This window comes from Tepidimonas thermarum (genome assembly GCF_007556705.1).
Taxonomy (GTDB): Bacteria; Pseudomonadota; Gammaproteobacteria; order Burkholderiales; family Burkholderiaceae_C; genus Tepidimonas; species Tepidimonas thermarum.
In genome coordinates, this window is the sequence record NZ_VJOL01000004.1 from 12,075 (window position 1) to 31,626 (window position 19,552).

The 19,552-nt window shown below is 67.4% G+C and carries 16 protein-coding genes; all 16 read left to right on the plus strand.

Annotated features, from left to right (window positions below):
- Positions 1-10 precede the first annotated feature (10 nt).
- The 16 genes from Tther_RS01910 (at position 11) to Tther_RS01985 (ending at position 19,533) form a co-directional block, all read left to right on the plus strand.
- Positions 11-688 carry a type IV pilus inner membrane component PilO gene (locus Tther_RS01910; protein WP_143900323.1) on the plus strand — a complete coding sequence of 226 codons (678 nt, stop codon included), beginning with the start codon at positions 11-13 and terminating at the stop codon, positions 686-688.
- A complete protein-coding gene (locus Tther_RS01915) occupies positions 685-1,248 on the plus strand; it encodes a pilus assembly protein PilP (RefSeq protein WP_143900325.1) in 564 nt (187 codons plus the stop codon). Before Tther_RS01910 ends, Tther_RS01915 begins: the two co-directional genes overlap by 4 nt.
- A complete protein-coding gene (locus Tther_RS01920; protein ID WP_143900328.1) occupies positions 1,245-3,440 on the plus strand; it encodes a type IV pilus secretin PilQ in 2,196 nt (731 codons plus the stop codon). The genes Tther_RS01915 and Tther_RS01920 overlap by 4 nt, the downstream gene beginning before the upstream one ends.
- A gap of 158 nt (positions 3,441-3,598) precedes the next feature.
- Entirely contained in the window at positions 3,599-4,636 is a 1,038-nt protein-coding gene (locus Tther_RS01925) for a pilus assembly protein N-terminal domain-containing protein (protein WP_185974974.1), read from the plus strand.
- A complete protein-coding gene (locus Tther_RS01930) occupies positions 4,636-5,181 on the plus strand; it encodes a shikimate kinase (protein WP_143900332.1) in 546 nt (181 codons plus the stop codon). Before Tther_RS01925 ends, Tther_RS01930 begins: the two co-directional genes overlap by 1 nt.
- 9 nt (positions 5,182-5,190) lie before the next feature.
- On the plus strand, positions 5,191-6,348 hold the full coding sequence (aroB, locus tag Tther_RS01935; protein WP_143900334.1) for a 3-dehydroquinate synthase: 1,158 nt from the start codon (positions 5,191-5,193) through the stop codon (positions 6,346-6,348).
- Positions 6,349-6,352: 4 nt separating this feature from the next.
- Positions 6,353-7,531: a deoxyguanosinetriphosphate triphosphohydrolase gene (locus Tther_RS01940; protein ID WP_143900336.1), complete on the plus strand. Its 1,179-nt coding sequence runs from the start codon at positions 6,353-6,355 to the stop codon at positions 7,529-7,531.
- 4 nt (positions 7,532-7,535) lie between these two features.
- Positions 7,536-8,780: an MFS transporter gene (locus Tther_RS01945; protein ID WP_143900338.1), complete on the plus strand. Its 1,245-nt coding sequence runs from the start codon at positions 7,536-7,538 to the stop codon at positions 8,778-8,780.
- Positions 8,781-9,518 (plus strand): transposase, encoded by a 738-nt coding sequence (locus tag Tther_RS01950; protein ID WP_143900340.1) that lies wholly within the window; start codon positions 8,781-8,783, stop codon positions 9,516-9,518.
- A gap of 84 nt (positions 9,519-9,602) precedes the next feature.
- The gene (locus tag Tther_RS01955; protein WP_143900342.1) at positions 9,603-14,390 is read left to right on the plus strand and encodes a glutamate synthase-related protein; all 4,788 of its coding nucleotides are present in this window, start codon (positions 9,603-9,605) and stop codon (positions 14,388-14,390) included.
- A gap of 35 nt (positions 14,391-14,425) precedes the next feature.
- Positions 14,426-15,892 (plus strand): glutamate synthase subunit beta, encoded by a 1,467-nt coding sequence (locus tag Tther_RS01960; protein WP_143900344.1) that lies wholly within the window; start codon positions 14,426-14,428, stop codon positions 15,890-15,892.
- An 85-nt stretch (positions 15,893-15,977) separates the two neighbouring features.
- On the plus strand, positions 15,978-16,805 hold the full coding sequence (locus Tther_RS01965) for an ABC transporter ATP-binding protein (RefSeq protein WP_143900346.1): 828 nt from the start codon (positions 15,978-15,980) through the stop codon (positions 16,803-16,805).
- Positions 16,802-17,584 carry a lipid asymmetry maintenance ABC transporter permease subunit MlaE gene (gene mlaE / locus Tther_RS01970; RefSeq protein WP_143900348.1) on the plus strand — a complete coding sequence of 261 codons (783 nt, stop codon included), beginning with the start codon at positions 16,802-16,804 and terminating at the stop codon, positions 17,582-17,584. The genes Tther_RS01965 and mlaE overlap by 4 nt, the downstream gene beginning before the upstream one ends.
- Positions 17,585-17,603: 19 nt before the next feature.
- Entirely contained in the window at positions 17,604-18,074 is a 471-nt protein-coding gene (mlaD, locus tag Tther_RS01975) for an outer membrane lipid asymmetry maintenance protein MlaD (RefSeq protein ID WP_143900351.1), read from the plus strand.
- Positions 18,071-18,793, plus strand: coding sequence for an MlaA family lipoprotein (locus tag Tther_RS01980; RefSeq protein WP_143900353.1), 723 nt, complete (start codon positions 18,071-18,073; stop codon positions 18,791-18,793). Before mlaD ends, Tther_RS01980 begins: the two co-directional genes overlap by 4 nt.
- A 65-nt stretch (positions 18,794-18,858) precedes the next feature.
- The gene (locus Tther_RS01985) at positions 18,859-19,533 is read left to right on the plus strand and encodes an MlaC/ttg2D family ABC transporter substrate-binding protein (RefSeq protein WP_143900489.1); all 675 of its coding nucleotides are present in this window, start codon (positions 18,859-18,861) and stop codon (positions 19,531-19,533) included.
- Positions 19,534-19,552 lie beyond the last annotated feature (19 nt).

Here is a 19,552-nt window from a genome sequence, read left to right on the forward strand (position 1 = left end):
ACGGTGCACGATGGCCTCGAAACGCAAAACATCCATCGACTGGTCGGCCCTGCAACAGACGGTGCAGCGCCAGTTCAGCGGGCTGGACCCCAACGATCCTTCGCGCTGGCCGGTCCTGCCGCGCGTGCTGCTGTTGACGGGCGTGGCCGTGGCCATTGTGGTGGGCTTGTGGTATGCCTGGCTGTCGGATCGGCGCGACGCGCTCGACGCTGCCGTGCGGCGCGAGGGCGAGTTGCGCACCGAGTTCACCCAGAAGGTCAACAAGGCGGCGGCGCTCGATGCGCTCAAGGCGCAACTGGAGCAGGTGCGGCAGTACGTCACGCAGCTCGAAAAGCAACTGCCCAACCGCGCCGAAATGGACGCGTTGCTGTCCGACATCAACCAGGCCGGCATCGGCCGCGGCCTGCAATTCGAGCTGTTCCGCCCGGGTCAGGAGGTGGTGCGCGACTACTACGCCGAGCTGCCCATCACGGTGCGCGTCAGCGGCACGTACCACGACATTGGCATGTTCGTCGCCGATGTCGCACACCTGTCGCGCATCGTCACGCTCAACAACCTCTCCATCAACCCGGTGGCCAACCGCAATGATTTGCTGACCATGGAAGCCACGGCCAAGACCTTCCGCTACCTCGACCCCGATGAGGTGCTGGCGCAAAAGGGGACGAGCGCAAAAGGGGGCAAGAAATGAGGGGACACACACGCGTGGCACCGCCCCTCACCTGGACGGCCGCGTTGGTGGTTGGGGTTCTGGTGCTGGGCTGCTCTGGCGCGGCGCAGGACGATTTGACGCAGTGGATGGCCCAGCAGCGCGCGGGGGCACAACCCAAGGTTCAACCCATCCAACCCCCGCTGGCCTACCAGCCGCAGGCGTACGTCGGCATCGATGCGCTGTCGCCGTTCAGCGACGAAAAACTCACCCGCGTGTTGCGCAGCGACTCGGCCACGGCGGGGATGTCGCGTTTGCTGGAAGCCGAAATGCGCCGGCGTCGTGAGCCGCTGGAGGAGTTCCCCCTCGACACCATGGCGATGGTGGGGCTGCTCGACAGGGGCGGCCAGCGGGTGGCGCTGGTGCGGGTCAATGGCATGCTCTATGCTGTGCGGCCTGGCCATTACCTGGGACAAAACTTTGGGCGTGTGACCGCCATCACCGACAACCAGATCACCCTGCGTGAGATCGTGCAGGATGCCGCCGGTGAATGGATCGAGCGCACCGCCACCCTGCAGCTTCAGGAAGGAACCGGTAAATGACCGTCACCCATCGACCACACGCTCGGCGCGCTCGGTTTGGGCAGATCTGGCGCTCGCTGCTGGGCGCCGTGCTCGCGCTGGCGGCCTGCGGCTGGGCGCACGCCCAAGGCACCATCCGATCCGTGACCGCCAGTGTCAGCGCCGGCAACGAGGTGGTGCGCATCGAGACCAGCGAGCCGCTCAAGGCCCTGCCCGCGGCCTTCACCATCCAGACACCGGCGCGCATTGCGTTGGACTTCCCCGCAACCACCAACGGGACGGGGCGGGGGCTCGTCGAGGTCAACCAGGGCAACCTGCGCTCCATCAACCTCATCGAGGCCGGTGGGCGCACGCGGCTGGTGCTCAACCTCATCCGCGCCGTGCCCTACGAAGCGCAGGTGCAGGGCTCGGCGCTGCTGGTCACGCTGCAAAGCGCACCGGCCGCCAGCGCCACCGTCCCCAGCGGCGCGGCCACCACCACGTTCGAAAGCGGCGCGGCTGCCTCGACTGGCGTGAGTGCGCTGCGCGATATCGACTTTCGTCGCGGCACCGACGGTGCGGGGCGTGTGCTGATCGAGCTGGGTGACCCCCAGACCGGCGTGGACATTCGACCGCAGGGGCGGTCGCTGGTGGTCGAGTTCCTGCGCACCGCGTTGCCCGAAGGCCTGCGCCGGCGCCTGGACGTGACCGACTTTGGCACGCCCGTGCGCACCGTCACCGCCACCCAGGCGGGCGACCGCGTGCGGCTGTTGGTGGAAAACACTGGGGAATGGGAGCACAGCGCCTACCAAAGCGACAACCAGTTCGTGCTGGAGGTGCGCCCGGTCAAGCCCGACCCGAACCGGCTGGTGCAGGGCCCGAAGTACAGCGGCGAAAAGCTCTCGCTCAATTTCCAGAACATCGACGTGCGCTCGCTCCTGCAGGTGATCGCGGACTTCACCAACTTCAACATCATCACCACCGATGCGGTGCAGGGCAACCTGACCCTGCGCCTCAAGGACGTGCCCTGGGACCAAGCGCTCGACATCATCCTCGAAGCCAAGCAGTTGGGCATGACCCGCACGGGCAACGTGATTCGGGTCGCACCGAAGAAGGACCTGGACGCCGAGGCCTTGGCGCAGCGCGAGGTGACCAAGAAGCTGGAGGACTTGGAGCCGTTGCGCACCGAAGTGTTCCGTCTGAACTTTGCCAAGGCGGACGATGTGGTGGCGACCCTGAAGGATGCTACCGCCAGCGGTGGCGGGCAAAACCAGACCACCAACCGGCTGCTGTCGCCGCGCGGCTCCGCGATTGCGGACAAGCGCACCAACCAGGTCTTCGTGACCGATGTGGCCGAGCGACTGGAATCGGTGCGCGACTACATTCGCCGTGTCGACAGCCCGAAACGCCAGGTCATGATTCAGGCCCGTCTCGTCGAGGCCCGGGAGGGTTTCGGGCGTGCCCTGGGCGTGCGCCTAGGGGGCGCGGATTTGCGCACGATACGTGGTGGTGACGCCGGCTACAACATCGGTGGCGGCGCGCGTGTCGCGTTCGGGGGTTCGTACGATGCGATCACGGCGACCACGGGCGAGTCGGCGGTGGCGCTCAACGGTCAAAATACGTCGTTTGTCAACCTGCCAGCGCGCACCACGATCAACAACGCGGACATTCCGCGCTTGGCGCTGTCGCTCTTCAGCCCATCGGCGAACCGCTTTCTCAACCTCGAACTGTCGGCGCTGGAGTCGGACAACAACGGACGCATCATCTCCAGCCCCAAAATCGTCACCAGCGACCTGAACAAAGCCGCCATCAAACAGGGCGATCAGCTCCGCTTCATCCAACGGCGCACCAACGCCACTGGAGCGCTGGAGGACCTGATCGTCACCATCGACGCGAATTTGCTGCTGGAAGTAACGCCCCAAATCACGCCGGCCGGCAAGGTGTTGTTGACGCTTAAGGCCACCAAAAACCAACTGACGGGGATTACCCAGGCCGGCCCGCAACTGGCGGTCAAAGAAGTCGAAACCGAAGTGATGGTGGACAACGGGGGCACCGTGATGATCGGTGGTATTTTTGAGCAGGAAGAGACCAACAGTGTCGACAAGGTGCCGGTGTTGGGTGACGTGCCGGTGGTGGGCAACCTGTTCAAAACCCGCAACAACACCAGCAGCAAAAAAGAACTGTTGATCTTTGTGACACCCGTGATTTTGGATGAGGGCCTCGCTACCCAGTAAACGCGGCGTGTGTTGGATGGTTTTTGAAGGAGTATCCTGTGATCAAGCGGTGGATGGGATGGTTGGGCTTGGCCCTGACAGCATGGTTGGTGGCGTGTGGGGGGGGCGGGGGCTCGCCCGGCAGCAACCCCAACGAGGGTGCGCTGACGGTAGGTGGCGTGACGGCGGTGACGCTCATGCCCGGTGAGGCGCGAACGCTGCCCGTGTCGGGTGGTGTGCCGCCTTACCGCGTGGTCAGCCAGGAGCAGGCCATCGCCGTCGCGGCGCTCGACGCCAATAGCTTGGTCATTGGCGGGCAAAACGCAGGCGACACCCAAGTGACCGTAACCGACCGTGCAGGAACTGCCGTCTCGCTGGCGGTGAAAGTGGGGACGAGCATCCCGCTGTACACGACGGCGCCTGCTTCGTTACAGCTGGGTGTGGGCCCGAGCGAGGCGCGCACCTTCCGCGTGGCCGGTGGCGTCAAGCCGTATGTCATCACGGGCAACGCCCCGCTGGTTGCGACGGTCACCCAGCTCGATGCCGAGCAGTGGCGCATACAAGGTGTGGCCATTGGTGATATGAAGGTGCGTATACGGGATGCTGCGGGTACGGAGCTGGAGGTCGCCGTGACCGTGGGCTCTCCGGAACTGCGTATTTCGTCGGACAAGCTGACGTTGCAGATCGGCATACCGGCGACCGTGGTGCTGTCCGGCGGCCAAAAGCCGTATTCGATTGCTGGTGGCATTCCGGCGGTGATACAGGTACGGCCGGTGACGGGCTCGGACAGCGCCTTTGAGATCACGGGACTGCTGGCAACAGGGGACGTCGATGTCGTGTTTTCGGATGTGACGGGTAAAACGGTCAAGGTCACCGTGACCGCAAACGTTGCGACCACACAGATTCGCGTCTCACCGTCTGCTCTCACGCTCGGTGAGCAGTCGGGTGAATCGGTGAAATTTAGTGTTTTCACGGCAGCAAAAGATGACCTGTCCGTTTTCAGCAGCAATCCGTCGTTGTTTGCGATTTCGGGCGTGACCAAGCCCGAATTCAATGCCGACGGTTCGGTCAAGACCTATGGATCCTTCACGGGGACGGTGTCCGGGACCACCTGCGTATCTGCCAATACGCCTGTGACCATCACGGTCGTGGATAGCAATGGTTCGGTGGGTACGGCGACCGTGACGGTGGCGAACACCAACACGGCTTGCCCCTGATGACGGGAGGCGCGTATCTCATCGGCCTCCCCGGCACGGGCAAAACCACGGTCGGGCGGCAGTTGGCGCGGCGGCTGCAGCTGCCCTTCGTCGACGCCGACCAGGTGATCGAGGCGCGCACCGGCTGCACGATTCGCGAATTCTTCGTGCGCGAGGGCGAGGCCGCGTTTCGCGACCTTGAGGAGGCGGTGATCGACGAGCTCACGCAGGGGCCGCCCTGCGTGCTGTCCACCGGCGGCGGCGCCGTGCTGCGGCCGGCCAACCGGCGGCATTTGCGCGAGCGGGGGCGGGTGTTTTACCTGCGCTCGTCGCCGGAGGAACTGGCGCGGCGCTTGCGGCACGACCGCACGCGCCCGCTGTTGCAGGTGGCCGACCCGGTGCAGCGCTTGCGCGAGCTGTATGCCCAGCGCGACCCGTTGTACCGCGAGACGGCGCACTACACCATCGAGACCGGGCGCCCCTCGGTGGCGACCCTGGTCAACATGATCGTGATGCAGCTGGAGTTGGGCGCCGCCGCGCCGCCGGTGCCGGCCGCTGGCGGCTAAACTCCGGCCATGGACGCGACTCTCTCGCCCGGCGGTGCGGCCGGTGATGCAGCGGTGGCGCGCGTGCCGCATGGGCCGGCGCACGTGGTCACCATTGATTTGGGGCAGCGCAGTTACCCCATACTGATCGGTGCGGGGTTGCTGCGTGAGCCTGCGACCTGGGCCGGCTTGCCGCGGGCCTCGACCGCGGTGATCGTGAGCAACACCACGGTGGCCCCGTTGTACGCGGCGGCACTGCACGCAGCGCTTGCCCCCCACTACCCGCGCGTGCTGGAGGTGGTGCTGCCCGACGGCGAGGCCCACAAGGACTGGCCGACGCTCAACCGCATCTTCGACGCGCTGCTCGAGCAGGCGTGCGACCGCAAGACCGTGCTGCTGGCGCTGGGCGGCGGCGTCATCGGCGACATGACCGGGTTTGCCGCCGCGTGCTACATGCGTGGCGTGCCCTTTGTGCAGGTGCCCACCACGCTGCTGGCGCAGGTGGATTCCTCGGTCGGCGGCAAGACCGCCATCAACCACCCGCTGGGCAAGAACATGATCGGCGCGTTTTACCAGCCGGTGCGGGTGGTGTGCGACCTGGATACGCTGGCCACGTTGCCGGCGCGCGAGTACAGCGCCGGCTTGGCCGAGGTCATCAAATACGGGCCGATTTTCGATCCGGCGTTTTTGGACTGGATCGAGGCCCACCTGGGGGCACTCATGGCGCGCGATCCGGTGGCCGTTGCCTACGCGGTGCGCCGCAGCTGCGAAATCAAAGCCGCCGTGGTCGGCGAGGACGAGCGTGAATCCGGCCTGCGCGCCATCCTCAACTTTGGCCACACGTTTGGCCACGCCATCGAGGCGGGGCTGGGCTATGGGGCTTGGCTGCATGGCGAGGCGGTGGGCTGTGGCATGGTGATGGCGGCCACGCTGTCGCAGCGCCTGGGCCGGGTGTCGCAGGCTTATGTGGAGCGGCTTACCCGCCTGACGGCCGCGGCAGGCCTGCCCACGCGTGCGCCCGTGCTGGGGCCCGACAACGCCGCGCGCTACCTGGCGCTGATGCGGGTGGATAAAAAGGCCGAAGGCGGTGCGATCCGCTTCGTCGTGGTGGACGAGCAGGGCCACGCCGCGCTGCAGGCGGTGCCGGACGCGGTGGTGGCCGAGGTCATCGAGGCGTGCAGCCGCTGAGGCCATGACCCTGGCGCCGTATGCCTGCGATCCAGCGCGCAGCCGCGGGCGACGTTACCCCGAGCCGGCGGCACCGACGCGCAACCCGTTTCAACGCGACCGCGACCGCGTGATCCACTCCACCGCGTTTCGGCGGCTGGTGTACAAGACCCAGGTGTTCCTCAACCACGAAGGGGACTTGTTTCGCACCCGGCTGACGCATTCGCTGGAGGTGGCCCAGCTCGGGCGCAGCATCGCGCGCGCGCTGGGTCTGCACGAGGATTTGGTGGAGGCCATCGCGCTGGCGCACGACCTGGGGCACACGCCCTTTGGCCATGCCGGGCAGGACGCGCTCAACGCCTGCCTGCACGAGGACAACGGCCCTGCCGCGCAGGAGCCGCGCGGGCCGGATGAACCGCACGGCGGCTTCGAGCACAACCTGCAGAGCCTGCGCGTGGTGGATGAGCTGGAAGCGCGCTACCCCGCATTCGACGGCCTCAACCTGTGTTTTGAAACCCGTGAGGGCATCCTCAAGCATTGCTCGCGTGCCAACGCCGCGTGGCTGGAGACGCGCGAGCCGGACGGCGTGGGTGCGCGCTTCCTGCGCGGGGCGTCGCCCTCGCTGGAGGCGCAACTGGCCAATGTGGCCGATGAAATCGCTTACAACGCCCACGACATCGACGACGGTGTGCGCAGCGGCCTGCTGACGCTGGAGCAGCTCGAGGCGGTGGCGCTGTTCGATGAGCATCGGCGCGCGGCCCTCAGCGACCACCCCACGCTGCGCGGGCGGCGCCTGTTGTACGAGACCATACGGCGCATGTTGAGCGCCCAGGTCTACGACGTGATCGATGCCACCCGGCAGGCGCTGCGCGAGGCGGGTGTGCAAACGCTGCAGGACGTGCGCGCGCACCCGCCGCTGTTGCGGTTTTCGGCCGGGATGCGCGAGGCCTCGGCGGCGCTCAAGCGCTTTTTGTTGAACCACCTCTACCGCCACCCGCAGGTGATGGAGACCACGGGGCGGGCGCGGCAGGTGGTGGCCGACCTCTACCGCGTGTATTGCGCAGACCCGGCGCTGCTGCCCCCCGGCAGCCGGCGCGAAGGCCTGTCGTTGCGCCGCCAGGTGGCGGATTACATCGCGGGCATGACCGACCGCTTTGCCATCCGTGAGCACGAGCGGCTGACCGGGCAGCGGTTGTTTGGGTAGCGTCATGCACGATCGCCCCGCGCCGACGCCCACGCCGCGCAGCGCGTTGCCGGTGCAGGCGCGCCTGATCGTGGCGGTGGGCATCGCCAGTGCGCTGCACGTGGGCAAGCTGCCGCCCGCGTTGCCGCTGCTCGCGCAGGAGCTGGGCCTGACCCTGGTGCAGGGGGGCTTTTTGCTGTCCATGATCCAGTTCGCGGGCATGACCTTGGGCGCGCTGCTGGGCCAGTTGGCGGACCGGCTGGGGCCGCGGCGGGTGATGATGGTGGGACTGGTGCTGTTGGCGGCGGGCAGCGCGCTCGGGGCTGTGGCGCCAGGCGCGGCGGCGCTGCTGGGCACGCGCGGCCTTGAGGGGGTCGGGTTCCTCATGACCGTGTTGCCTGCGCCCGCGTTGCTGCGCCGCACGGTCACCGAGCCGGGCCCGCTCAACCGCGCGCTGGGCTGGTGGGGGGCGTACATGCCGATCGGCGCGGCCACCGGCTTGCTGGTGACGCCGCTGGCGTATGCCACCATCGGGTGGCGCCTGACCTGGGCTGTGCTGGCCGTGCTGGCGGCGCTGTGCGCGGCCGGGGTGCGCGTGTACGTGGCGCCGGATGGCCCGCGCGCGCGCGACGCACAGGCATGGGCGGCCCTTCGGCACGGGTTGCACACCACGCTGTCTGCGCCGGGGCCGTGGCTTGTGGCCAGTGCGTTTTTGATGTACTCCGGCCAATGGCTGGCGGTCGTCGGGTTTTTGCCCACCCTCTACACCGAAGCCGGTTGGTCGCCGGCGCGCGTGGGCTGGGCCAGCGCGCTGGTGGCAGGTGTCAATCTGACCGGCAACATTGCGGCCGGCCGCTTGCTGGCGCGCGGCGTGGCACCGCGGTCGCTGCTCTGGACGGGCTATGGCGCCATGGCCCTTGGCGCCGTGGGCACTTTCACGGCAGGCGCGGGGCTGGCCTATGCATCGGCGCTGGTGTTTTCCGCCGTCGGTGGCCTGATCCCGGGGACCTTGTTTGCGCTGGCGGTGCGGCTGGCACCGGGGCCGCAGACGGTTTCGACGACGGTGGGCTGGGTGCAGCAATGGTCGTCGCTGGGGCAGTTCGTGGGCCCGCCGTTGGTGGCGGCGCTGGCGGCCCGGGTTGGCGGCTGGCAGTGGACGTGGACGGTCAACGTGGCGTGCTGCGCGGTGGGCGCGCTGCTGGCCGCGGCCCTGCACGCGCGCCTGGCGCAGCAGGTGCGCGCACCGCGCCCCGGGCAGGAGGGCGCCTGAATGGCGCGCTTGCCGCGCTTGGCGGTCACCGGTCTGCCGCACCTGGTGGTGTGGCAGGGGCACAACCGCCAGCTCGTCTTCGTGGACGATGAAGACCGCGCGGCCTTCGTCGCGCTGCTGGCCGAAGCCGTGGCGCGCGAGGGCGTGGAGGTCCACGCCTGGGTGCTGCTCGACACGGCACTATGGCTGCTCGTCACACCCCGGCGGGACGGCGCCCTGTCGCGCCTGATGCAAGACATCGGCCGCCGCTACGTGCGGCGCTTCAACCAGCGGCACGGCCGCAGCGGCACGTTGTGGGAGGGGCGTTACCGCGCCTCCGTGGTGGCCCCGGCCGAGGTGCTGACGGCCATGGTGTGGCTGGATCACGAACCGGTGCGCGCCGGCCTGGCGCCGTCACCCGACGGCTGGCCGTGGTCCACCCACCGCGCCTACGTGGGCCTGGCGCCGCTGCGCGATGTGCAGCCGCCGCCCCCTTGGTGGGCCTTGGGCGACACGCCTTTTGCCCGCGAAGCCGCCTACCGGGAGCAGGTGCGCGCGGGGCTGCCGGCCACGCGCGAGCAGGCGTTGCGGGAGGCCGCGCTCAAGGGCTGGCCGATTGGGGACGCAGCCTTTTTGGCGGGGTTGGAGGCCCAAACCGGCCGCCGCACCCGCCCGGCCCGGCCCGGGCGCCCCCGTAAACCACCGGTTGATCTGTCCCCAAAAAACTCTACTACTCGAAAGACAGATAAAAAATTGTGATCTGACCCCAAAAAATCCACTTGCTGTTTTTGCTGCGATGCACTATCCTGTGGTCGTTTTTGTCAACCGACCCAGGAGTCCGGCGTGACCGCTACCCCCCAAACCCTGGCCGCGCAGCGTGGCCTCTATGACGCTGCTCAAGAGCACGACGCCTGTGGCGTTGGCTTCGTCGCCCACATCAAGGGCCGCAAAAGCCACGAGATCGTCACGCAAGCGCTCAAGATTCTGGAAAACCTCGACCACCGCGGGGCGGTCGGTGCCGATCCCCTGATGGGCGATGGCGCGGGCATCCTGCTGCAAATCCCCGATCCGCTCTACCGCGAGGAGATGGCCAAGCAGGGCGTGACGCTGCCGCCGCCGGGTGAGTACGGTGTGGGCATGATCTTCCTGCCCAAAGAGCACGCCAGCCGCCTGGCGTGCGAGCAGGAGCTCGAGCGCGCCATCAAGGCCGAAGGCCAGGTGCTGCTGGGCTGGCGTGACGTGCCGGTGAACCGGGACATGCCCATGTCCCCCACGGTGCGCAAGACCGAGCCGGTCATCCGCCAGGTGTTCATCGGGCGCGGCAGCGACGTGATCGTGCAAGATGCGCTGGAGCGCAAGCTCTACGTCATCCGCAAGACGGCCAGCGCCGCCATTCAGCGGCTGCAGCTGACCCACAGCAAAGAGTACTACGTGCCGAGCATGAGCAGCCGCACCGTGGTCTACAAGGGGTTGCTGCTGGCCAACCAGGTGGGCGAGTACTACCTCGACCTGCAGGACCCGCGCTGCGTCTCGGCCTTGGGGTTGGTGCACCAGCGTTTTTCGACCAACACCTTCCCTGAGTGGCCGCTGGCGCACCCCTACCGCTATGTGGCGCACAACGGCGAGATCAACACCGTCAAGGGCAACTACAACTGGATGCGTGCGCGCGAGGGCGTCATGCGTTCGCCCGTGCTCGGTGCCGACCTCAAGAAGCTCTACCCGATCAGCTTTGCCGGGCAGTCCGACACCGCCACGTTCGACAACTGCCTGGAGCTGCTGACCATGGCGGGCTATCCGTTGGCGCAGGCGGTGATGATGATGATTCCGGAGCCGTGGGAGCAGCACACGCTCATGGATGAGCGTCGGCGCGCGTTTTACGAATACCACGCCGCGATGCTGGAGCCCTGGGACGGCCCGGCCTCGATCGTCTTCACCGATGGGCGCCAAATCGGCGCTACGCTGGACCGCAACGGCCTGCGCCCCTCGCGCTACTGCGTCACCGACGACGACTTCGTCATCATGGCGTCCGAATCGGGCGTGTTGCCGGTCCCCGAGAACAAGATCGTGCGCAAGTGGCGCTTGCAGCCGGGCAAGATGTTTTTGATCGACCTGGAACAAGGGCGCCTGATCGACGACGAGGAGGTCAAGGCCACGCTGGCCAACGCCAAGCCCTACAAGCAGTGGATCGAGAACCTGCGCATCCGCCTCGACAGTGTCGAGCGGCCGGTGGCCGGCGATGACGAGGCCAGCGTGCGCACCGTGGCCGACGAGTCGTCGCACGCGGCGATGGAGCACGTGGACGCGCAGCTGCTCGATTTGCAGCAGGCGTTTGGCTACACGCAGGAGGACATCAAGTTCCTCATGGCGCCGATGGCGCAAAACGGTGAGGAGGGTGTGGGCTCCATGGGCAACGACAGCCCGCTGCCGGTGCTGTCGGACCGCCCCAAGCCGCTGTACAACTACTTCAAGCAGCTGTTTGCACAGGTGACCAACCCGCCGATCGACCCGATCCGCGAGGCGATCGTGATGTCGCTGGTCTCCTTCATTGGCCCGCGTCCCAACCTGCTCGACATCAACCAGGTCAACCCGCCCATGCGGCTGGAGGTGAGCCAACCCGTGCTCAACCACGCCGACATGGCCAAGCTGCGCGACATCGAGCGCCGCACCGGCGGCAAGTTCAAGAGCAGCACGCTCGACATCACGTATCCCGTGGCCTGGGGCAAGGAGGGGGTGGAGGCGCGCCTGGCCTCGCTGTGCGCCGAAGCGGTGGACGCGATCAAGAGCGGCAGCAACATCCTGATCCTGAGCGATCGCGCCGTCAACCGCGAGCGCGTGGCCATTCCCGCCCTGCTGGCGCTGTCGGCGGTGCACCAGCACCTCATCCGCGAGGGCCTGCGCACGGCCACCGGCTTGGTCGTGGAAACGGGCAGCGCGCGTGAGGTGCACCACTTTGCGGTGCTGGCCGGCTATGGCGCCGAGGCGGTGCATCCGTACCTGGCGCTGGATACGCTCAAGGCCATCCACAAGGATTTGCCCGGCGATCTGTCGGCCGACAAGGCCATTGCCAACTACATCAAGGCGGTGGGCAAGGGCCTGTCCAAGATCATGTCCAAGATGGGCGTGTCCACCTACATGAGCTACTGCGGCGCGCAGCTGTTCGAGGCGGTGGGCATCAACAGCGCGACCATCGAAAAATACTTCACCGGCACCGCCAGCCGCGTCGAGGGCATCGGCGTGTTCGAAATCGCCGAGGAGGCGATCCGCCTGCACCGCCGCGCCTTTGGCGACGACCCGCTGCTGGCCGATATGCTGGACGTGGGGGGCGAATACGCTTGGCGCGCCCGGGGCGAAGAGCACATGTGGACGCCCGATGCGATTGCCAAGCTGCAGCACGCCACCCGCGCCGGCAACTTTGCCACCTACAAGGAGTACGCGCAAATCATCAACGACCAGTCGCGTCGCCACATGACCCTGCGCGGCTTGTTCGAGTTCAAGGTCGATCCGGCCAAGGTCATCCCCATCGAGGAGGTGGAGCCCGCCAGCGAGATCGTCAAGCGCTTTGCCACGGGCGCCATGTCGCTGGGCTCGATCAGCACCGAGGCGCACGCGACGCTGGCGATCGCGATGAACCGCATCGGTGGCAAGTCCAACACCGGCGAAGGCGGGGAAGACCCGGCGCGCTACCGCAACGAGCTCAAGGGCATCCCGATCCGCCAGGGCGAGACGCTGGCCTCCGTCCTGGGGCCGGACAAGGTGGAAGCCGACATTCCCCTGCAGCCGGGCGACAGCCTGCGCTCCAAGATCAAGCAGGTGGCCTCGGGGCGCTTTGGCGTGACCGCGGAGTACCTGGTCAGCGCCGATCAGATCCAGATCAAGATGGCGCAGGGTGCCAAGCCCGGCGAGGGGGGGCAGCTGCCCGGCACCAAGGTGTCGCCCTACATCGGCTTTTTGCGCTACTCGGTGCCGGGGGTGGGCCTGATCAGCCCGCCGCCGCACCACGACATCTATTCGATCGAGGACCTAGCGCAGCTCATCCACGACCTCAAGAACGTCAACCCGCGCGCCGACATTTCGGTCAAACTGGTGTCGGAGGTGGGCGTGGGCACGATCGCCGCGGGTGTGGCCAAGGCCAAGGCCGACCACGTGGTGATCGCCGGCCATGACGGCGGCACGGGCGCGTCGCCCTGGTCGTCGATCAAGCACGCCGGCAGCCCCTGGGAGATCGGCCTGGCCGAGACCCAGCAGACGCTGGTGCTCAACCGCCTGCGCGGCCGCATCCGCGTGCAGGTGGATGGCCAGATCAAGACCGGCCGCGACGTGGTGATCGGCGCCCTGCTCGGGGCGGATGAGTTTGGCTTTGCCACCGCGCCGCTGGTGGTCGAGGGCTGCATCATGATGCGCAAGTGCCACCTCAACACCTGCCCGGTGGGCGTGGCCACGCAGGACCCGGTGCTGCGCAAAAAGTTTGCCGGCAAGCCCGAGCACGTGGTCAACTATTTCTTCTTCGTGGCCGAAGAGGTGCGCGCGATCATGGCGCAGCTGGGCATTCGCAAGTTCGACGACCTGGTAGGCCGCACCGATTTGCTCGACATGAAGAAGGGCATCGCGCACTGGAAGGCCAAGGGGCTGGACTACAGCCGCCTGCTGCACCAGCCGGAGGTGCCGGCCGAAGTGCCGCGCCGCCATGTGGAGGCGCAGGACCACGGCCTGGCCAAGGCGCTCGATGTCAAGCTGATCGAAAAAGCCCGCCCGGCCATCGAGCGCGGCGAGAAGGTGCACTTCATCGAGAGTGTGCGCAACGTCAACCGCACCGTGGGCGCGATGCTCTCGGGCGAGGTCACGCGCCACCACCCGGAGGGGCTGCCCGACGACACCATCCGCATCCAGATGGAGGGCACCGGCGGCCAGTCGTTTGGTGCCTTCCTCTGCAAGGGCATCACGCTGTACCTGATCGGCGACGCCAACGACTACACCGGCAAGGGCCTGTCGGGCGGGCGCATCGTGGTGCGACCCAGCATCGATTTCCGCGGCGACGCGGGCAACAACATCATCGTTGGCAACACCGTGCTCTACGGCGCCACGCGTGGCGAGGCGTTCTTCCGCGGCGTGGCCGGTGAGCGTTTTGCGGTGCGCCTGTCCGGGGCGACGGCGGTGGTGGAGGGCACGGGCGACCACGGTTGCGAATACATGACCGGCGGCACCGTCGTGGTGCTGGGGCCGACCGGGCGCAACTTTGCCGCCGGCATGAGCGGCGGCATCGCCTACGTGTACGACGAGGACGGCCAGTTCGCCAAACGCTGCAACACCGCCATGGTGGCGCTGGAGCGTGTGGTCAGCAGTGCCGAGCAGGAGGCCACCATGGACCGCGCCATTTGGCACCGCGGCCAGACCGACGAGGCCCAGCTGCGCGAGTTGCTGGAGGCGCATCACCGCTGGACCGGCTCGACCAAGGCGCGCGCGCTGCTGGATGATTGGGCGAGCGCCCGCATGCGCTTCGTCAAGGTCTTCCCGCACGAGTACAAGCGGGCGCTGGCCGAGCTCGCGGGCCAGGCCTCGGTGGCCCGGCCCGTGCCGGCTGCCGCGGCCAAGGGCGACAAGCCGGGCCAGGCACGCAAGACCGCTACGGCCTGACCCTCCCCGAGCAACGCATCACGAGGCATACGATCATGGGAAAGATCACCGGCTTCATGGAATTCGAGCGCATCGAGGAGGGCTACCAGCCCCCGGCCGAGCGCGTCAAGCACTACCGTGAGTTTGTCATCGGTCTGGACGAGGCCCAGGCCAAGGTCCAGGGCGCGCGCTGCATGGACTGTGGCACGCCGTTTTGCAACAACGGCTGCCCGGTCAACAACATCATTCCGGACTTCAACGATTTGGTCTACCGCGGCGACTGGAAAAACGCCATCGCCGTGCTGCACAGCACCAACAACTTCCCGGAATTCACCGGCCGCATCTGCCCCGCGCCGTGCGAGGCGGCGTGCGTGCTCAACATCAACAACGACCCGGTGGGCATCAAGTCGATCGAGCACGCCATCATCGACCGCGCCTGGGCCGAAGGCTGGGTGGTGCCGCAGCCGCCCAAGGTCAAGACCGGCAAGAAGGTGGCCATCGTTGGCTCCGGGCCGGCCGGGCTCGCGGCTGCGCAGCAGCTGGCGCGCGCCGGCCACGACGTGACGGTGTTCGAGAAGAACGACCGCATCGGCGGCTTGCTGCGCTACGGCATTCCCGACTTCAAGATGGAGAAGTGGCTCATCGACCGCCGCGTCGAGCAGATGCAGGCCGAGGGGGTGACCTTCCGCACCCGGGTGCTGGTGGGCGCACTGCCCGAAGGCAGCAAGGTCAACAACGATGCGCGCGAGGTGATCAGCCCCGAGCAACTGCGGGCCGAATTCGACGCCGTGTTGCTGTGTGGCGGGGCCGAGCAGCCGCGCGACCTGCCGGTGCCGGGGCGGGAGCTGGACGGCATCCACTTCGCGATGGAGTTTTTGCCGCAGCAAAACAAGGTCAACGCCGGCGACAAGCTGAAAAAACAGATCGTCGCCACCGGCAAACACGTCATCGTCATTGGCGGCGGTGATACCGGCAGCGACTGCGTGGGCACCAGCAACCGCCACGGCGCGGCCAGCGTGACGCAGTTCGAGGTCATGCCCCAGCCACCGGCGCAGGAAAACAAACCCCTGACCTGGCCGTACTGGCCGCTCAAGCTGCGCACCAGCTCCAGCCACGAGGAAGGCTGCCAGCGCGAGTTCGCCATCGCCACCAAGGAGTTCGTGGGCAAGAACGGCAAGGTCAAGGCGGTGCGCACCGTCCATGTGGAAATGAAAGACGGCAAGCTGGTGGAAATCCCCGGCACCGAAAAGGAGTACCCGGCCGACCTGGTGCTGCTGGCCATGGGCTTCGTCTCGCCGGTGGCGAGCGTGCTCGATGCCTTTGGGGTGCACAAGGACGCGCGCGGCAACGCCAAGGCACACACCGACGCCGTGGGCGGCTACGCCACCAACGTGCCCAAGGTGTTTGCGGCCGGTGACATGCGCCGTGGCCAGTCGCTGGTGGTGTGGGCCATCCGCGAAGGCCGCCAGGCCGCGCGCGCCGTGGACGAGTTCCTGATGGGCGTGTCCGAGCTGCCGCGTTGAGCGCCTGCGGCGTCCGGCGCGATTGCGGGTTATCCCGTATGATAGGCACAGCCGGCTTGGCCGGCTGTTGTCATTTTGTGCATTCATGGCGTCCAGCACCTGTCTCGTCGAACTGCGCAACCTCACCTTCGGGTACGGGGATGGCCGCACCGTGCTCGACCGGGTCAGCCTGCACGTGCCGCGCGGCAAGGTGACGGTGCTCATCGGCACCTCCGGCGGTGGCAAGACGACGCTGCTGCGCCTCATCGGCGGGCAGCTGCGCGCGCGCAGCGGCCAGGTGTTGTTCGACGGCCTGGACGTGGGTGCGCTCGACCGCGACGGCCTGTACGCGGTGCGCCGGCGCATGGGCATGCTGTTTCAGTTTGGGGCCTTGTTCACGGACATGTCGGTGTTCGACAACGTGGCCTTTCCGCTGCGCGAGCACACCCTGCTGTCCGAGGCGCTGATCCGCGACATCGTGCTCATGAAGCTGCACGCCGTCGGTCTGCGTGGCGCGCGTGACCTCATGCCGGGCGAGCTCTCCGGCGGCATGGCGCGGCGTGTGGCGCTGGCGCGCGCGATTGCGCTCGATCCGGAGCTCATCATGTACGACGAGCCGTTCTCGGGCCTGGACCCGATCTCGCTGGGCACGGCGGCGCGGCTGATCCGCCAGCTCAACGACACCCTGGGGCTGACCAGCATCATGGTCTCGCACGAGCTCGAGTCGACCTTTGCCGTGGCCGACCACATCATCGTGCTGGCCAACGGGCGCGTGGCGATGGAGGGCACCCCGGACGAGGTGCGCCACAGCGACAACCCGCTGATCCAACAGTACGTCAGCGCGTCGCCGGACGGGCCGGTGCGCTTTCACTACCCGGCGCCCGCGGTGGAGCAGGATTTTGGGCCCGCCGGCCCCGTGGGGGGGCCGCGATGAGGTGGTGGCATCCGGCCGATGTGGGCTTTGCGGTACGGGCCAAGCTGGCCGATCTGGGGCTGGGCGCACGCCTGTTCATGCGGCTGTTCGTGGGCAGTTGGGGCAGCTTTCGGCGCTTTGGGCTGATCCGCGACCAGATCCACTTTCTGGGCAACTACTCGCTGTCGATCATTGCGGTGTCGGGCCTGTTCGTCGGCTTTGTGTTTGGCCTGCAGGGTTACTACACGCTGCAGCGCTACGGCTCGGCCGAGGCCTTGGGGCTGCTGGTGACGCTGAGCCTGGTGCGCGAGCTGGGGCCGGTGGTCACGGCGCTGCTGTTTGCCGGGCGCGCGGGCACGTCGCTGACCGCCGAAATCGGCCTCATGAAGGCCGGCGAGCAGCTCAGCGTCATGGAAATGATGGCGGTGGACCCGATCGACCGTGTGCTGGCGCCCCGTTTTTGGGCGGGGGTGATCGTCATGCCCTTGTTGGCCGCGGTGTTCAGCGCCATGGGCATCATCGGCGGCTGGGTGGTGGGCGTGCTGATGATCGGGGTCGATGGCGGCGCGTTCTGGAGCCAGATCCAAGGGGGCGTGGACGTTTGGTCCGATGTCGGCAACGGCATGATCAAGAGCCTGGTGTTTGGCATCGCGGTGACGTTCATCGCGCTGCTGCAGGGGTTCGAGTCGCACCCCACCCCCGAGGGCGTTTCGCGCGCGACCACACGCACCGTGGTGATGGCCTCGCTCACGGTGCTGGGGCTGGACTTCATCCTCACGGCGATGATGTTCAGCATCTGACAGGGAAGGCACTACGGTGATGCAACGATCCAAAATCGACGTCTGGGTGGGCTTGTTTGTGCTGATTGGCGCAGCGGCCATCCTGTTTCTGGCGCTGCAGGCGGCCAATTTGCTGAGCCTGAGCTTCAACCCCACCTACCGGGTGACGGCGACGTTCGACAATGTCGGCTCGCTCAAGCCCAAGGCGGCGGTGCGCAGCGGCGGGGTGGTGGTCGGGCGGGTGGAGTCGATCGCCTTTGACGACAAGACCTTTCAGGCCCGTGTGGTGTTGGCGCTGGAGTCGCGCTACGCCTTCCCCAAGGACAGCTCCTTCAAAATCCTGACCAGTGGGTTGCTGGGCGAGCAGTATGTCGGCCTGGAGCCGGGCGGGTCGGACGCCAACCTGGCTGATGGCGATGTGGTCACGCAAACCCAGTCGGCGGTGGTGCTGGAAAACCTCATCGGGCAGTTTTTGTTCAACAAAGCCGCCGAGGCGGGAGGTGGGCAATGAAGCGCGTTTGGCGGCGGCAGCGCCGCGCCGGCACGGCGGTGCTGGCGTGCACGGTCCTGCTGCAAGTGGGGTGCGCCAGCGGGCCCGACGCGCATCCGCGCGACCCGCTGGAGCCGTTCAACCGGGGCGTCTACCAGTTCAACGAAGCGGTGGACCGCGCCGTGCTCAAGCCCGTGGCCGAGGGTTATGTGGCGGCCGTGCCGGGGCCCGTGCGCACCGGTGTGGGCAACTTTTTTGGCAACCTGCGCGATGTGTGGTCGGCGCTCAACGCATTGTTGCAGGCGCGCGCCCAGCCCGCGGCGGAAAACGCGATGCGCGTGGCCGTCAACACCGTGTTTGGGCTGGGCGGGGTGCTGGATGTGGCCAGCGAAATGGGCCTCCCGCGCACCACGCTGGATTTTGGCCACACCCTCGGACGCTGGGGCGTGCCCACGGGGCCCTACCTGGTGCTGCCGCTGCTGGGCCCCTCCACCGTGCGCGAGACGGTGGCGCTGCCGCTGGACCGCCGCGGCGACGCCGTGGCGCAGGGCATCGACGACGTTGGCACCCGCAACGGTGCGCAGGCGCTGCGCCTGGTGGACACGCGCGCGACGCTGTTGCGCGCCGGTGACATGCTGGAGCAGGCCGCGCTGGACAAGTACAGTTTTACCCGCGACGCCTACCTGGCGCGCCGGCAGCGCCAGGTCGAGGCCGCGCGTGGCGAGGACGAGCGTGAGTGAGGCTGTAACCATGGGTAAACCGCCGGAACTCCAAACCGCTTGAAGATCCCCAACCGTCCATGAACATGACCGTGGTTTCTGCAACCCCCACCGTGACCTCTGCGACCCTTGCGCGCCGCCAGTGGCTGGCGGGCGCGGCCCTTGCCGCGCTGGCGCTGCCCCTGTGGCCCCTGGCCGCGCGCGCACAGCAGACATTGGAAGCCCCCGATGCGCTGATCCAGCGCGTCGCCAGCGAGGTCTTTGACATCGTCAAGCGCGACCCGGCACTGCGCAGCGGCGATCTGGGGCGCATCATGGAGCTGGTCGACACCAAGCTCATGCCGCACGTCAACTTCGAGCGCATGACCGCATCGGCCGTTGGCCGCTATTGGCGCCAGGCCACGCCTGAGCAGCGTCAGCGCCTGCAGGCCGAGTTCAAAACCCTGTTGGTGCGCACCTACTCGGGCGCATTGACCCAGATCCGCGACCAAACGCTGGTGATCCGGCCGCTGCGCGCGGCCCCCGGCGCGACCGAGGTCGTCGTGCGCTCCGAAATCCGCGGCAAAGGCGATCCGATCCAGCTCGACTACCGGCTGGAGCAAACCCCCACCGGCTGGAAGGTGTATGACCTCAACGTTTTGGGGGTGTGGTTGGTCGAGACCTACCGCACCCAGTTTGCACAGGAGATCAGTGCCAAAGGCATCGACGGCCTGATCGCCGCCTTGGCCGAGCGCAACCGCGCCAACGCCCAGTCGGGGTGAGCCGCCGTGGTGGCCCCAT

Bases quoted from the DNA above. Each gene is read 5' to 3' on its own strand.
- Tther_RS01940 (WP_143900336.1), top strand. From the start codon at position 6,353: ATGACCCTGGCGCCGTATGCCTGCGATCCAGCGCGCAGCCGCGGGCGA.
- Tther_RS01910 (WP_143900323.1), top strand. From the start codon at position 11: ATGGCCTCGAAACGCAAAACATCCATCGACTGGTCGGCCCTGCAACAG.
- mlaD (WP_143900351.1), top strand. From the start codon at position 17,604: ATGCAACGATCCAAAATCGACGTCTGGGTGGGCTTGTTTGTGCTGATT.
- Tther_RS01930 (WP_143900332.1), top strand. From the start codon at position 4,636: ATGACGGGAGGCGCGTATCTCATCGGCCTCCCCGGCACGGGCAAAACC.
- Tther_RS01915 (WP_143900325.1), top strand. From the start codon at position 685: ATGAGGGGACACACACGCGTGGCACCGCCCCTCACCTGGACGGCCGCG.
- Tther_RS01985 (WP_143900489.1), top strand. From the start codon at position 18,859: ATGACCGTGGTTTCTGCAACCCCCACCGTGACCTCTGCGACCCTTGCG.
- Tther_RS01980 (WP_143900353.1), top strand. From the start codon at position 18,071: ATGAAGCGCGTTTGGCGGCGGCAGCGCCGCGCCGGCACGGCGGTGCTG.
- Tther_RS01945 (WP_143900338.1), top strand. From the start codon at position 7,536: ATGCACGATCGCCCCGCGCCGACGCCCACGCCGCGCAGCGCGTTGCCG.
- Tther_RS01960 (WP_143900344.1), top strand. From the start codon at position 14,426: ATGGGAAAGATCACCGGCTTCATGGAATTCGAGCGCATCGAGGAGGGC.
- Tther_RS01950 (WP_143900340.1), top strand. From the start codon at position 8,781: ATGGCGCGCTTGCCGCGCTTGGCGGTCACCGGTCTGCCGCACCTGGTG.
- aroB (WP_143900334.1), top strand. From the start codon at position 5,191: ATGGACGCGACTCTCTCGCCCGGCGGTGCGGCCGGTGATGCAGCGGTG.
- Tther_RS01920 (WP_143900328.1), top strand. From the start codon at position 1,245: ATGACCGTCACCCATCGACCACACGCTCGGCGCGCTCGGTTTGGGCAG.
- Tther_RS01965 (WP_143900346.1), top strand. From the start codon at position 15,978: ATGGCGTCCAGCACCTGTCTCGTCGAACTGCGCAACCTCACCTTCGGG.
- mlaE (WP_143900348.1), top strand. From the start codon at position 16,802: ATGAGGTGGTGGCATCCGGCCGATGTGGGCTTTGCGGTACGGGCCAAG.